The sequence below is a fragment of the Kribbella endophytica genome, from assembly GCF_054781295.1.
The window spans coordinates 893,131-907,217 of sequence record NZ_BAAGUR010000004.1; the positions used below are offsets into that span (position 1 = coordinate 893,131).

9 protein-coding genes are annotated in these 14,087 nt (G+C 69.4%); 2 read left to right on the forward strand and 7 right to left on the reverse strand.

The genetic code is table 11. From position 1 onward, the window contains the following. The 5 genes from ACYVIO_RS35920 to ACYVIO_RS35940 all read right to left on the reverse strand — a co-directional run bounded on the left by ACYVIO_RS35920 (position 1) and on the right by ACYVIO_RS35940 (position 7,795). Positions 1-285: an acyl carrier protein gene (locus ACYVIO_RS35920; RefSeq protein ID WP_460655427.1), complete on the reverse strand. Its 285-nt coding sequence runs from the start codon at positions 283-285 to the stop codon at positions 1-3. Further along, positions 285-1,703 (reverse strand): condensation domain-containing protein, encoded by a 1,419-nt coding sequence (locus tag ACYVIO_RS35925; protein ID WP_460655428.1) that lies wholly within the window; start codon positions 1,701-1,703, stop codon positions 285-287. Before ACYVIO_RS35925 ends, ACYVIO_RS35920 begins: the two co-directional genes overlap by 1 nt. Positions 1,704-1,712: 9 nt before the next feature. Further along, positions 1,713-5,228, reverse strand: coding sequence for a non-ribosomal peptide synthetase (locus ACYVIO_RS35930; protein ID WP_460655429.1), 3,516 nt, complete (start codon positions 5,226-5,228; stop codon positions 1,713-1,715). Positions 5,229-5,488: 260 nt separating this feature from the next. Then, on the reverse strand, positions 5,489-6,166 hold the full coding sequence (locus ACYVIO_RS35935; protein WP_460655430.1) for a helix-turn-helix transcriptional regulator: 678 nt from the start codon (positions 6,164-6,166) through the stop codon (positions 5,489-5,491). 141 nt (positions 6,167-6,307) lie between these two features. Then, positions 6,308-7,795, reverse strand: coding sequence for a condensation domain-containing protein (locus tag ACYVIO_RS35940; protein ID WP_460655431.1), 1,488 nt, complete (start codon positions 7,793-7,795; stop codon positions 6,308-6,310). 123 nt (positions 7,796-7,918) lie between these two features. Here ACYVIO_RS35940 and ACYVIO_RS35945 point away from each other — a divergent pair, with 123 nt between their 5' ends. Together ACYVIO_RS35945 and ACYVIO_RS35950 are read left to right on the forward strand one after the other, a co-directional pair. Next, the gene (locus ACYVIO_RS35945; RefSeq protein WP_460655432.1) at positions 7,919-10,834 is read left to right on the forward strand and encodes an amino acid adenylation domain-containing protein; all 2,916 of its coding nucleotides are present in this window, start codon (positions 7,919-7,921) and stop codon (positions 10,832-10,834) included. A gap of 11 nt (positions 10,835-10,845) precedes the next feature. Further along, positions 10,846-11,412, forward strand: coding sequence for a GNAT family N-acetyltransferase (locus ACYVIO_RS35950; RefSeq protein WP_460655433.1), 567 nt, complete (start codon positions 10,846-10,848; stop codon positions 11,410-11,412). 47 nt (positions 11,413-11,459) lie between these two features. On the opposite strand, the gene ACYVIO_RS35955 is transcribed toward ACYVIO_RS35950, so the two are convergent. Continuing rightward, positions 11,460-12,719 carry a helix-turn-helix domain-containing protein gene (locus ACYVIO_RS35955; RefSeq protein WP_460655434.1) on the reverse strand — a complete coding sequence of 420 codons (1,260 nt, stop codon included), beginning with the start codon at positions 12,717-12,719 and terminating at the stop codon, positions 11,460-11,462. Positions 12,720-12,855: 136 nt separating this feature from the next. Next, positions 12,856-14,082, reverse strand: a complete 1,227-nt coding sequence (locus ACYVIO_RS35960) for a cytochrome P450 (RefSeq protein ID WP_460655435.1) — start codon at positions 14,080-14,082, stop codon at positions 12,856-12,858. Positions 14,083-14,087 lie beyond the last annotated feature (5 nt).

The window sequence follows — 14,087 nt, forward strand, 5'->3', positions numbered from 1 at the left end:
TCAGGACGCCGCTTGGACGCGGCCGGCGGCGAGCTCACGCCCGACGATCTGCGCCAGCCGGCCGAGAGTGGGCGCTTCGAAGAACTCGGCCACGTCGATTTCGACCCGGCAGTGGTCCTGCGCCGCAGTAACGACGCGCATCAGGTCGATACTGTCGGCACCCAACGCGAAGAAGTCGTCGTCGGGACCGACCACGGTGTCACCGAGGACCGGCCGATAGCAGTGCCGGCGAAGGTCGTCGAGCAGTGCGTCGACGCTGGTCGCTTCCGTGGAGAGATCTGTCATCACGCTTCCGTCCGATCGCTGGGCGAGTGCTGGGGCTGGCGGTGCTCGCCGCAGAGCTGGGCGAGCAGTTCGGCGAACTCGACGGCGTAGCCGCGCATCGTGCTCTCGTCGTACTGGTCGACCGGGTACCGCACGGCGAGCTCGAGCTCGTCGTCCCGGTCGAGCACGGTGAAGGAGACGTACGGGACGCCGCCCGACAGCGGCAGCTCCATCGACTCGATCACCAGGCTGCTGGTCAGCGACAGAGTCCGGCCGACGGACTCCACCGGAAAGTAGGTCAGCATCGTGTCGAACAACGGGTTGTCGAACGGGCCACGCGCGCCACCCACGGCCTCGACCACCCGGGCGAACGGGACGTCACGACGACGCAGCCCCTGGTTGAGAGTGTGCTGCGCCGCGGCCACCGCGTCGTCGTACGGAAGGTCGGGGTCGGCGGTCAGGCGAACGGGCAGTGTGTTGAGGAAGTAGCCGATCAGCTGGTCGGCGCCTTCCTGCTCGCGACAGGAGACCGGGGTGCCGAAGACGACGTCGGAAGCCTCGGTGTAGCGGCCCAGGAACCGGCCGAAGGCAGCCGCGAGCGCCGCGAAACGAGTCACGCCTCGTGCGGCCGCCAACGTTCTGAGCGCCTCGGACGCGCCGCTCGGGAAGGATTGCCGCAGTACGGCACCCGGAAGCACCAGGCGGGCACCGGCCGGACGATCGGTCGGCAACAGCACCGGTACGCCGCCGGCGAGCGCGGTCGTCCAGTACCGGACGCCCTCGTCGAGGTCCTCCGGAGTGGTCCGCTCGGCGACATCACCGCACTGGACCCGCAACGAAGGAAGCTCCGGGAGCTCACCGGTCGCGGTGATCGCGGCGTAGGCCTGGCCGAGCTCGGCCTCCAGCACGGCCGATCCGTGCTCGTCGATCGCGATGTGATGGAACACGAACAGCAGCAGGTAACGCTGCGGCGCGTAGCGGCACACGTGGACCCGGAACAGCGGTCCTGTGGACAGATCGAACGGCAGGTCGGCCTGCTGCGCCAAGAGATCGAGCGCTTCCGGGAGATCCGCCGCGACGTCGTACCCGATCTCGACCGGTCCCGGATCGCCGACGACCTGGAACAGATCGCTGCCGTCGACCTCGAAGGTCGTCCGCAGCATCTCGTGACGAGCCACGACGAACCCGAGGCTCTGCCGGAGAATGCGCAGGTCGAGCGGGCCTCGGACGTCGTAACACATCGGTACGTGGTGCGCGGCGTTGGCCGGTGCCAGTCGCCACAGGAACCACTGCGCCTGCTGGGTGGGCAGCGCCCGGAAGCGTCGTGGCCGCTCGGTGACGGCAGCCATCTCCGACCGCGGGTTGCGGCTGCGGTGCAAGATCTCCCGACGCTCGTCGGCGGGCAGGGCCAGCAGACGTTCCATCAGATCGGTCGCCATCGCTCTTCCTCACTCCACGGCTGCCGCAAGGGCAGCAAGTCGTCGGGGTACGTCGATGTCTTCGGGCACTCGAGCAACCAGGACGTGTCCAGCAGCCGTACGCCACTGCTCCAGCCACTCGGCCGGTCCGTCGAGGGCCGCGTAAGCGGTCGGTCCGGATCCCAGCGGAGCCGCCGGCGCCGGTCCGTCCACGACGAGGATCGGCACGGTCAGTCCGGCTCGCTCCACCAGTTCGTCGCGGAGGGCCAGCGCGGCCGGGACTCCATTGCCCGTGGCAACGAGGACATCCGCCGTACGGGACGCCACGACGGCCGCGGGATCGTCCTCGACGGCCGGATCGAGGATGCCCACCGGGCGCCGCACCTCACCGGCGAGCCGTTCGGCCAGCTGCTGGCCCGGCACACCGGACGCGACGACCAGCAGTGCCGCCTCCCCTGCCTCCGTCAACCAGCGGATCGAGCCGGTCGGTGCGACCGGACCGGCCGCACGCGCTTGGCGAAGTCGCTGGGCCAGTGCGGAACTGACCGAGGCCTCCAGGAAGGTGCGCAGCGGAAGATCGAGTCCGAGCTCGCACCGAGCCAGGTGCCGCACCTGTGCCGCCCGCGGAACGTTGCCGCCCACGGCGAAGAAGTCACCGCCCTTGATCTGGTCGTCCTCGAGGACCCGAGCCCAAGCACCGACCACCCAGGCCTCATCCGGGTCCATGACGCCTGATCCGGACGTGTCCGGCTGGGGCGGCCGCAGCCGCGACAACGCGGCCCGATCGATCTTGCCGTTCACCTGGACCGGCATCGGATCGACGATGCCGAACGCCGACGGGACCATCACGGCAGGCAGCCGATCGGCCGCCAGGACCCGGATCTCCTGCCGGAGCCGGGCCGGCTGCGCGCCGCGCCGTACCTGCAGGTAGGCGACGATCCGGCGGGAGTCGGCCTGGCCCGTCACGTCGACGGCGGCCAACTCGACGTCGGGGTGCGCGGCCAGCACCGTCTCGATCTCCCCCGGCTCGATCCGGTGCCCGCGGATCTTGACCTGCCGGTCGTTGCGGCCGTGCAGCTCGAGCCGGCCGTCCGGCCGCCATCGGGCCAGGTCCCCGGACCGGTAGATTCGCGCGCCGGGGACGTCGAGGTCGGGCACGAACTGACGCGCGGTCAGCGCGGGCCGGCCGACGTACCCGCGGGCCACGCCCGCACCACCGATGCAGAGTTCGCCGATCACGCCCGGCGGCACCGGCCGCAGCTCGGCGTCCAGGATCCGCAACCAGGTCCTCGGCAGCGGGCGGCCGAGCGGGAGGATCCCTGGCTGGTCACCCGGCTCGATCGGTTGGCAGGCGGTGTACATCGTGGTCTCGGTCGGCCCGTACGTGTGCCAGAACGATTTCGTGCAGGCGGTCAGTCGTGCCGCCAGCATCGGTGGTACGACGTCGCCGCCACAGGACACGGTCAGCTCGGGCGCCCCGGACCAGCCGCACAGGAACAGCATCTGCCAGGTCAGCGGCGTCGCCTGAACGATGTCGGGACGCCACCGGTCGAAGGCCGCCATCAGGGCCTGACCGTCGCGAGCCTCCGCGCGGGACGCGATCACCGTCTCGCCGCCGGAGACCAGCGCGAGGAACAGCTCCAGCATGGCGATGTCGAACGAGATCGTCGTGACGGCCAGCAGGCGCTGGCCGTGCCCGACCCGCATCAGCTCTCGGGTCGCCCACAGGTTGTTCGCGAGACCCCCGTGCGTCACCCCGACGCCCTTGGGACGGCCGGTCGACCCGGACGTGTAGAGGACGTAGGCGAGTGCGTCCGGGTGGACGACCGGGTGAACCGACTGCGCAGGCGGTGGCACGAGAAGCTCGGACACCTCCAGCTGCTTGACCTCTGACAGGTCGAGCCGCGCTTCGCCCGCGGTGACGACGAGCGCGACACCGGCATCGTCCAGCACGTAGCGGATCCGGTCGACCGGGTGCTCAGGGTCGAGTGGAACGCAGATGTGGCCTGCCTTCAGCACGCCCCAGATCACCGCCGGCAGCTCCACCGCGCGAGGCAGCAGCAGGCCGATCGGTGTCTCGGGCGGCAGCTGGAGACCAGCGAGGTTGCCGGCGACGGCGTCGCTGAGCGCGGCGAGCTCCGCATAGGTCTGCCGCGCGTCGTCGTGCCGTACGGCGACGGCGTCGGGTGTGGAGTCGATCCACACCCCGATCTGCTCGCCGAGTGACTTCGGGCGCCGGAGGGCGATGTTCCGCCCTTCGACCTCGGCGAGGTGATCGCGGTCCGCCGCGGTGAGCAGTTCGATGCCGGACACGGGCTGGGTCGCATCGCGCATCGCTTCGACCAGCAGCACCGTGAATCGGGCGGCCAGCGCTTCGACCGTCGCACGGTCAAGCACGCCGTCCGAGAACCTCCAGCTGAGCTGCGTGATCCCGGCGACGACCGAGACCTGTACGTCGAGCTCCAGCTCGGAGCGCCGTACCGGCAAGTTGACCGGTACGGCGGCGAGGCCACCCCACGTTCCGTCCTCCGCACGGGCCGCGACCGAGAACGCGACCTGCACCAGGGAGTTGGACAGCAGGTCCGACTCCGGCCGCAGCGCGCGGGACAACAAGGTCAGGGACAGGCCCGTTCGGGTTCGGTCCGCCGAATGACCCGCGGCCTCAGCGACCACGGCGTCACGGAAGGCCGGATCGCCGGCCAGGTCGAGCCTGGCCGGCAGGACGGCGTCAGCTGAGCAGGCCGTCAGCTCAGCCGTGGGCGGGATCCCGATCAACAGATCTGGCTGCCGCGTGTGCCGGTACAGCAGCACGCGCAAGCCGGTCAGCAGGACCGTCGGCCACGGCACATCGAGGTCGTCGGCGAGCGACTTGGCCTGATCGACCAGCTCCTGCGGCAGCGAGCTCTGCACCGCACTACCGGTCCCGAACCGCCGTACTTCCGACTGGTCGGAAGGCCAGCTTGCGACCGACGTCGCTCTCGAGAGCCGCTGGAGCCAGTACTGCAGTACGTCGGCTCCGTCCTTCGCGTCGGGCTCCGTACCGCCCCGCCGCGGGAGGACTACGCCCACGTCTCCGCCCACGCCGAGGGCCCGGTAGGTGCGTCCGACATCCGCGAGAACGGACTGCACCGCCGGCGCCTCGATGGCGACCGTGTGCACGGTCAGGACCAGTACGTGGTCCTCGGGTCCCAACCGGTACGCCGTCAGCCGAGCCAGTGGACCGGTGGCGAGGTCGAAGGGTACGCAGGCGTCAGATGCCGCCTGCGCCCTCCAGTCCTCGTCCGCCTCAGCCACCCGTACCGGGATGACGGGGTTGCTCGACCGGCGGGCGGCCGGACGACCATCGGTGTCGTGGAATTCGAAGGCCAGCTCCTGGTACCGGGCTGCCACATGCTGCGCGGCCGTGTCCAGTAGCTCGGTGTCGAGCGAGCCGGTCACGCGCACTGTTCGGCTGCTGTTCCAGATTCCGGACACCTCGGCCAGTTGCTCGGCCAGCCAGACGGCCGACTGCCGGGGCCGGATCGGGACTGTCGTGGATTCGGCCATGGCCGCACCTCCGGGAGCCGCATCACGGGAAATGACGTCGTACGGCCGATGGCCGCCGGATTTCTCACCAGGGCCAGTCGATTTGCACCGGAAACATCGGGCCGCCTTTCGTCGAGAGTCACCGGGAATGTCATGAACACAATGTCCGTGCCCATGACAATTACTCTACGAAAGCACCCGGTAAACCGTCGTCAGCGCGACCGCTGATTTTCTGTAGTTGTTTTGCGGAGCAGCCGTCAACAGAATGCGTAGACGTCCGGTCAGGCGGCGATGCCGAGCCGGAACTGGTAGCCCAGCAGGACGGCCTCGGTCCGGCTGTGCAGGCCGAGCTTGGTCTGGATCCGGTAGACGTGCGTGCGGACCGTCGCCTCGGAGATCACCAGGGTGCCCGCGATCCCGGCGTTGGTCCGGCCGGCCCCGAGCTCCTTCAGCACTTCCTGCTCTCGCTCGGTCAGCATCACCTTCGCGTGCAGCAAGGGCGCCGGATCGACCGGCAACTGCGCCGCCAGCCAGTCCAGCAGCGGCCCGGCCATCATCGGCGACAGGAACACCCCGCCGCCCGCCACCGCTCTGACGGCCGGCGCCAGCTCGCTGTCCACCGCAACGTCACTGACGATGGCGCGGCATCCCTGCCGGATCGCGCCGAGCACGACGTGGTGCGGGACCGCACCGGCGATCGCTACCAGCGGATGGGACACGTCGGCCCCGATCGCGCGATGCAGTCCCTCGAGGACCGACGGTCCGCCGATGACGACGGTCATGTCGGCCGGCGAATGGCCGTTGGCACCGGCTTGGGCCGGGCCTGCGACCACTTCGATCCCTTGTTCGGACCGCAGCAGCGTGGTGATCGCGCCTGCGATCAGTACTTGCTCGGCGGCGACCGCAACCTTGATGGGCCGGGGCGGGCTCGAATCATTGTGGCGAGTACTGCCGAACATTGTTTCCCCCTTGTTCCGGAAACCTCACCGGAGGACGTGTATGCCTCACATGAAATACAGAGTCACTGCGCTTTCTCTCACCGGTATTACTACTGTCAAAGCCCAGGGCCGGGCAGGCCCGAGCAGGCTACGAGCCGTATGCTAATCATTACAAGTGTCAGTAGCTGCAGGGCGGGCATCCGATCCGAGAAGTGCGTACCGTGATTGCTCCATCACCTTTTGTGACGAAGCCGGATTCTCCGGCGATCGCGTCAGCTCACGAAGGATGTCGCTGTACTCCGCGATCAGGCCCTCGACGTGCTGACGGTCGAAGAGCTCGGTGCTGTACTCGACTCCCACGTCAGCATGGTCACCGAAGTTGAGCCCCCAGGCCATGTCGAAGCGCGCCGTGCCGTGATGCATCGGCAACGGTTCGACATCCAGGCCCGCCAGCTGCGGGCCTGCCTGGCCACCGCCAACAGCAAAGGAGACCTGGAACAGCGGCGATTTCCCGCTGCCCCGATCCGGTGCGACGGCTCGCACGACTTCCTCGAACCCCAGATCGCCGTGAGCCAGGGTCTCGGTGATGCAACGGGTGGCGCGGTCGACCAGTTCCGCGAACGTGGGGCCGTCCGCGAACCGGCCGCGCAGCGCCACCACGTTCACGAAGTAGCCGATCGAGTTCGCGACCGCCGCATGGTTCCGCCCCGCCGTCGACGAACCGACGACCACGTCCCGCGCGCCGGTACGCCGGTGCAGCAGGACCCAGAACGCGGCCAGGCAGACCACGAAGACCGTCGTACGACGCTGCCTCGACAACTCCCGCACCGCAGCACACACGTCGGCCGGCACCCGGCCGGTGGCCACCGAACCAGCACCCGTCGGCTTGGCCGACCGCGGCCGGTCGGTCGGCAGGTCCACCGTCTCGGCGTCCCCGAGTTCGCTTCGCCAGAAGTCCTTCAGGACTCGTAGCCGATCGCCGGACAACCGCCCGACCTGCCAGCGCGCGAAGTCGGAGTATCTCGCCGGAAGGTTCGGAAGCCTCGCTTCCGACCCGCCACACTCCTGCGAGTAGAAGGCGGCGAGGTCACGGTCGAAGACGGCGAAGGACAGGCCGTCGAAGATCGCGTGGTGCACCACAAAGACGAACAGATGCTCGTCCGGGGCGGTCCGGTAGAGGCCAGCACGCCACAGCGGCGGCCGATCCAGGGGCAAGGGCGACCTGCCGTAGACCCGGTCGGCTTCGTTCAGCACATCGTCGATGGTTCGGCCGACGGCATCGTGAACAGCGACATCGACCAGCACCTGCGGAAGGATCACCTGCACCGGCCCGCTGTCGCGGTCGAGCAGCAGACTCCGGAGCGCCTCGTGGCGTTCGACCACCCGGCCCAGCGCGCGCCGAAGCGCGTCGACGTTCAGCGGTCCGCGCAGCCGCAGGTACTGCGGCAGGTTGTACGTCGGCGTGCCCGGGTTGAGCTGCTCGACGAACCACAAGCTGCGCTGAGCCGCGGTCAGCGGCGCCTCGACGTGGGACGGATCGGTCCGCGGGATCTCGTCGTCGCGATCCGGCTCACCGGCGCGAAGCCTCGCCAGCAGTGCGGCGCGGCGACTAGGCGGCAAGGCGGCCAACTGTCCGGTCAACTGCGTCATCTGTCGACTCCCCCACAAGGAGATATGACTATAATCAATGCCAGACTTTACTATAGTCATCACGTCAACCCCGGCCGGTTGAGTTACGGGCGGGGTCCGTCGAGCGGTCCCCGGGAGCCCAGCATGGAATCGAACGCGACTGACAGCACACCGCGCGGGACGACCCTGTCCGAACGCAAGCAGCGGCTGCTCGCCGAGCTGCGCCGCCGACGGGAGCAGCGGCCGGACCGGCCGAGCCGGCTGCACAGGCTCCGGACCGGCGAGGGAGCGCCGCTGGTGCTCGTCCATCCGGTCGGCGGGCAGGTGTTCAGCTACATCGACCTGGTCGGCGACCTGCAGTCCGGTCGTCCCGCCTACGCTCTCGAGGCCGACGAGGGACTCAGCAGCGAATCCGGTACCCCGCTGGAGGAGTTGGCGGCCGGCTACTGGCAGCGGTTGGAGGCTGCCGGCATCCGGCCCGGTGTCCTGGCCGGCTGGTCTTTCGGCGGCGTACTGGCGTACGAGATGGTCCGGCAGGGTCCTCGGGTCCCCCTGGTCCTGATCGACTCGATGCCACGGCCGGCGATGTACGACGGGATGACGCGAACCGAGGCGCAGTACCTGGAAGGCTTCTTCCACGACCTGCTGCGCTCGGCGGGCGATCCTACCGATCTCGGGACCCTGCCGCCGGAAACCTGGGGATACCCGCCGGACGTCGCGATCGCGATCGCGGAGGCCGCGCTGACAGCGCGTGGGAGCCGCCTCGACCAGTCGGCCACCGAGCTGCTCCAGCGCTACCGGGTGCACCGCAACGCGACCTGGGCGCTGGACAAGTACAACCCCGATCCAGCAGACGTCGCCGTACACCTCATCCGGGCCGCCCGTTGGGACGGACCGAACGCGACCGATGCGTGGCGAGCGCTGGTGGGCGACGAGAACCTGGTGTCGATCGACGTCGACGCCGACCACTACGGCATCCTTCGCCGACCGGTGGTCGAGATCGTCAGAACTGTTGTCGATTGTGTCGTCCAGGGCCAGCCCCTTCCCGCACAGGTGCCCGGCGCTGTCGAACCGGTCGTCACCGCCGGCGAGGCCGGCCCGGTCGTCGAGCAGCCCGAGATCGCGCTCGTCGTGCGGCAGACTCCGGCCGGCGGGATCGAAGGACGACTCGACTTCGATCTCGACTGGTACGACGAGCCGGCCGCGTTGGCCATGATCGAGAAGTTCCTCGCGAGCGCGCGGGACGCCGGCCCCGGTCCGATCCCGCACACGCTGGTCGGCGAGATCGCGGCGGAACATCCGGACGCGGTCGCTCTCCGCTGGGCCGACGGCGAGCTGACGTACCGCGAACTGGTGACCGCCGCGGACACGCTCGCGAGCCGGCTGGGCGGCGCGGGGCGGGTCGCCGTGTGCCACCGCCGGACCAGCGAGCTGTACGTCGCGATCCTCGCCGTCCTCCGGTCCGGTGCGGCGTACGTGCCGATCGACCCCGGGCACCCAGAGGACCGGCGGAACTTCGTCCTCGCCGACAGCGGCGCGCAGGTGCTGCTCTGCGACGTCAACGCGGCCGAGCGCTGGACCGTACCGGACGGTTGCCGCCTCGAACCGATCTCCGTCGAGCCCGCAGCGGTCCCGGTGGAGCCGCGGCCGGTGGACGCGTCCGACCTGGCGTACGTGATGTACACCTCGGGCTCGACCGGCGTGCCGAAAGGCGTGGCGATGCCGCACGGTCCACTCGCCAACCTTCTGCGCTGGCAGCGCGCCCGCTCGGCGTGCGGCCTCGGCGACAGCACCCTGCAGTTCTCCGCTGTCACCTTCGACGCCTCCTTCCAGGAGATCTTCGCGACCTGGACGACCGGCGGCACACTGGTCCTGGTGCCCGACGAGGTCCGGCAGGATCCGCGTCACCTGGTGAACCATCTCGAGGAGCAGCGGATCAACCGGTTGTTCCTGCCGTTCGTCGGCCTGCAACTGATAGCGGACGCCGCGGAACACACCGGCCGGACGCCGACCCACCTGCGCGAGGTCGTCACCGCCGGCGAGCAGTTGCGGATCACCAAGACCCTCAGATCCTTCTTCCGTACGACCGGCGCAAGCCTCGACAACCAGTACGGTCCGACCGAGAGCCACGTGGTCACCGCCGAGCTTCTCGACGGCGACCCGGACCTGTGGGCCGAGCTCCCCCTCATCGGCGCCGCGATCGACCGCGCCGTCGTCGAGGTCTGCGACCCGTCGGGTGAACCCGTCGGCACCGGAGAAACCGGTGAGATCTACCTGTCCGGGCCGGTGCTAGCCGACGGCTACGTCGGTCGCCCCGACCTCACCGACGATGCGTTCACCCACCGGACTGACGGGCGCCGGACGTATCGCACCGGCGACATCGGACGGATGCGTGACGACCACCGGATCGAGTACCTGGGCCGGGCCGACAACCAGGTGAAGATCAGCGGCTGCCGGGTCGAACCGGCCGAGGTCGAGTGCGCCCTGTGCGCCATCGACGCGGTCGCCGACGCGGTGGTGCTGCCCCGGCGCGATGAGGTCGCTCAGCAGACCGTCCTGGTGGGGTACCTGGTGGGCAGGCCGGGCGTCGAGCTCGACGCCCGGGCCGTGCGCGAGCAGCTGTCGGCCGTCGTACCCGGCCATCTGGTGCCGCAGCACCTGGTGGTCCTGCCGGCCTTCCCTCTGGGGAGCACCGGCAAGGTCGACCGGCTCGCGCTCGCCGCGATGCCGCTGACTTCCGCCCCGGTCGAACCCCCGGCCACCACGGACACCGACGAAGAGGCCGCGGTGGCGATCGGGACGCTGTGGCAGGAGCTCCTCGGGCGTGCTCCGCAGCCGCAGGACAGCTTCTTCGAACTGGGCGGCAACTCACTCAGCCTCGCGTTGCTGGCGATGCGACTCGAGCAGCGGTTCGGCGTGCCCGTCCAGCTGCCGGACCTGTTCACGCACAACACGCTCGAGGCGCAGGTCGCCCTGATGGAGAGTATGTTCCTCGCCGAGCTGGCTCGATTCTCTGACGACGACACCAGCCGCACGCTGACCGAAATTCTCGAACCCTGAAGCGGAGCCGCATGACCATCGCAGTACACCCCGTCAACGCGACCCGGTGGGCCGACCTGGAGGAACTGTTCGGCGGCTCCGGCGGCTACGACGGGTGCTGGTGCATGTTCTGGCGCCTGCCGAACAAGGAGCTCAGCAGCAACGGCCCCGAGGACAACCGGAAGGCCTTGCACGATCTCGTGCACACGGATGCACAGGTCGGCCTGGTCGCCTACCTCGATGGCACTCCGGTGGGGTGGTGCTCGACCGGTCCTCGTCCCGGGTACGCGCGGATCGAGCGAACCAAGGCGCTGAAGCCGAACGACCCCGCGGATCCCCGGGTCTGGTCGGTGCCGTGCTTCTTCGTGAGCAAGGAACACCGCGGCCACGGAGTCGCACGCGCCCTCCTCGAGGCCGCCGTCGCCCGCGCCGTCGACGCCGGTGCGGCGATGATCGAGGGCTACCCGGTGGCCAACCCGAAGGGTGCGGGTGCGGCCCTGTCGACCGGAACGGTCGACCTGTTCGCGGCGGCCGGGTTCGAGGTCGGCGGCGACCAGCCAGCCTCGGGCCGGCGAGTCGTCACCCGACGCGCTCTCTGAACAAGACGCCCCGGCGGTCACGACCGCCGGGGCAGCGTCCAGGATCGTCAGGCGCGCAGTTCGTCGATCTCCCGCCAGACAGCTGAGGCCAGCCGGTAGCTGTCGCTCTCCTCGTACAGGCGGGCCGCCCGCCGCAGCACCTCGATGGCCGCCGGGCTGTCGCCGGACTCGCGGAGCGCCGCGGCCTGTCCGCGGAGAGCCACGATCAGTGGCAGCCCGGTGAGCGCCTCCGGTCCCTCGGTGACCTGCGCGTAGAGCGAGGCGGCCTCGGACGCGTTACCGGCGGCGAGCTCGTACTCTGCTCGCACGCGGAGAAGGGCCATCCGCTCCGTGGACAGGTCGGTCACCCCGGCGGCCGCCTCCGCGGTCGTCAGCCAGGCCAACGCCGATTCCGGATCACCGGCGGCCAGCAGGATCGAGGCCGTCGACCGGCAGAAGCGCAGCCAGTCCAGCATCGGCATCGAGCCGAACTGCAGCAACGAGCCGGCCCGCTTGAGCTCCTCGACGGCTTCGTCCTGGCGGCCGAGGCGGACCAGCGCCATCCCGGTGAGCCAGTGCGCCCGTCCGACGATCGCGTTCTGACCGGTGGCCGCGGCTTCGGTCCGCAGCTCCTGCGTCAACCGCTCCACGTCCTCGAGCTCGCCGAGCTCGCACAGCACCGAGACCAGTACGCCGAGCAGCCGGACGCGCTCGTGCCGCACCGCGGCGTCGCCGAGGACGTCCTCGGACAGCAGCTCCTCGGCCGCCTCACGGGCCTGGCCGAAGCGGCCGAGCTCCCGCAGGGTCGAAGCCCGGTCGATCGCGACCGCGAGCCTGACGACAGGCACCGTCCGGCCTTCGGCGCCGAGCATCTCGTCGAGCAGCGCGAGCCGGGCAGGATGATCGCCCGCGGCCGCCAGCACCCGGCTGAGCTCCAGGCTGAGCTCGAGGACTTCGTCGCCGGCGGCGCGGCTCCTGGCCTGCACCAGCTCACGCTCGAGGACCTCGCGGGCTCCGGCGTAGTCGCCCAGGTCCATCAGACTGCGGGCGTACAGCTGCCCGGCCACCGCGCTCGACCCCAAGGGCGTCGCCGTGGGCGTCGGGGCGAACACGTCGCGGTAGTCCTCGCCCAGCAGATCGGCCGGCGTGGTCTCCAGGGCACGGGCCAGGTGCAGGATGACGTCGAGCGTCGGCATCCGCTCCCCCGCCTCGAGCAGGGAGATGTAGCTCGGGGTGACGACATCACTCGCCAGCGCCTTTTGGGAAAGGCCCTTCTGCACCCGCAGCGTACGTAGCCGAGTCCCGAGATACGGCTGTGTTGGTCTCATTCCGGGGCGCCTTTCGACGTTTGCAGCTGTCAAACCCGAACGACATCAGAATAACAGGAGAAATCTTGGACGTAGACAATAGTCAGCACGGCGTGGCCAACTGGTGCTCAGTTGCCGCGCAGCGGCTCGCCGGCGGTCAGCGACCGTGCAGGACGACCGGCAGCCGGACGACACCATTGACGAAGTTCGAGGCGAGGTGTCGCACCGGTCCGGTGATCTCGAACCGGGCGACCCGCCGCATCAGCTCCTCGATCAGCAGCCTTAGACCGATCCGGGCCGCATGCGCGCCAATGCAGAAATGTGGACCGAAGCCGAAGGCCAGGTGAGGATTCTGCGCACGCCACGGATCGAACCGGAAAGGATCCTCGAAGACCGATTCGTCCCGGTTGGCCGACCCGACCCAGGCCGCGACCAGATCGCCTTGCCGAACCGGTTGACCGGCCAGCACCGTGTCCTGGGTGACGAGCCGTAACAGGTGATTGGTCGGCGTCGCCCACCGCAGTGCCTCGTCGAGCAACAGATCGACATCACCCGTCGCGGTCACCCGTTCCCACAGCGTCGGCTGGGCGGCCATCACCAGGGCCAGGTGGTGGATCACCTGTGGAGTGGTGATCGCGGCGCCCATGGTGAAGGCGTAGACGTTGATCACCACCTCCTCGTCCGTCAGCGGCCGGCCGTCGAGCTCGACGGCGCCGAGCGCACTGATCAGGTCGTCGGCAGGCTGCGCCCGTCGTTTCGCCAGCAGCTCCGAGAAGCACGTCAGCAGCTCCAGATGAGCCAGCATCAGGGTCTGTGACTCGCTGCCCTGCATCAGCGTCGGGTCGTCAGGCGCCACACTCGCCATCGTCCACCGGGCGAGGTCGTGCCAGTGCTCGCTCGGCAGTCCGATGATGTCGGCCGCCAGAAGCATCGGCATCACCGTCAGTTCCCGGACGAGGTCGATCTCGCCTTGACCGGCCATCGCATCCACCAGCTCGGTCATCAGCGGCCTGACCACCGGCTCCCGGTCGCGGACCTTGGACATGGAGAGATGCCGCATGCCGGAGGTCCGCAGGCCACGGTGGCCGCGCCCGTCGATCAGGTTGATGGCTTTACCGGCCTCCGGATCGCCGTGCAGCACGGAGAGCATGGTGCTGTGCTCAGAGGTGAAGTGCTCGGTGTCGCGGAGTACGGCAAGGACGTCGTCGTAGCGCGTCACCGACCAGAACGGCGTTCCGTCGGGTGCGAGCTGACGCCAGACCGGCGCCTCGGCGCGCAGCAGCTGCCACGCGCTGTGCGGTGCACCCGAACGGTAGAAGTCGGCTGGGTACAGGTCGATCGTCGCGACGTTCGGCAGGTCGTCGGCGTACGGCTCCATCAGCATGGCAG

What these genes read in the sequence shown, in the direction of transcription:
- ACYVIO_RS35955 (WP_460655434.1), bottom strand. Translation starts at nt 12,719, where the DNA reads ATGAGACCAACACAGCCGTATCTCGGGACTCGGCTACGTACGCTGCGG.
- ACYVIO_RS35925 (WP_460655428.1), bottom strand. Translation starts at nt 1,703, where the DNA reads ATGGCGACCGATCTGATGGAACGTCTGCTGGCCCTGCCCGCCGACGAG.
- ACYVIO_RS35950 (WP_460655433.1), top strand. Translation starts at nt 10,846, where the DNA reads ATGACCATCGCAGTACACCCCGTCAACGCGACCCGGTGGGCCGACCTG.
- ACYVIO_RS35960 (WP_460655435.1), bottom strand. Translation starts at nt 14,082, where the DNA reads ATGCTGATGGAGCCGTACGCCGACGACCTGCCGAACGTCGCGACGATC.
- ACYVIO_RS35920 (WP_460655427.1), bottom strand. Translation starts at nt 285, where the DNA reads ATGACAGATCTCTCCACGGAAGCGACCAGCGTCGACGCACTGCTCGAC.
- ACYVIO_RS35945 (WP_460655432.1), top strand. Translation starts at nt 7,919, where the DNA reads ATGGAATCGAACGCGACTGACAGCACACCGCGCGGGACGACCCTGTCC.
- ACYVIO_RS35940 (WP_460655431.1), bottom strand. Translation starts at nt 7,795, where the DNA reads ATGACGCAGTTGACCGGACAGTTGGCCGCCTTGCCGCCTAGTCGCCGC.
- ACYVIO_RS35935 (WP_460655430.1), bottom strand. Translation starts at nt 6,166, where the DNA reads ATGTTCGGCAGTACTCGCCACAATGATTCGAGCCCGCCCCGGCCCATC.
- ACYVIO_RS35930 (WP_460655429.1), bottom strand. Translation starts at nt 5,228, where the DNA reads ATGGCCGAATCCACGACAGTCCCGATCCGGCCCCGGCAGTCGGCCGTC.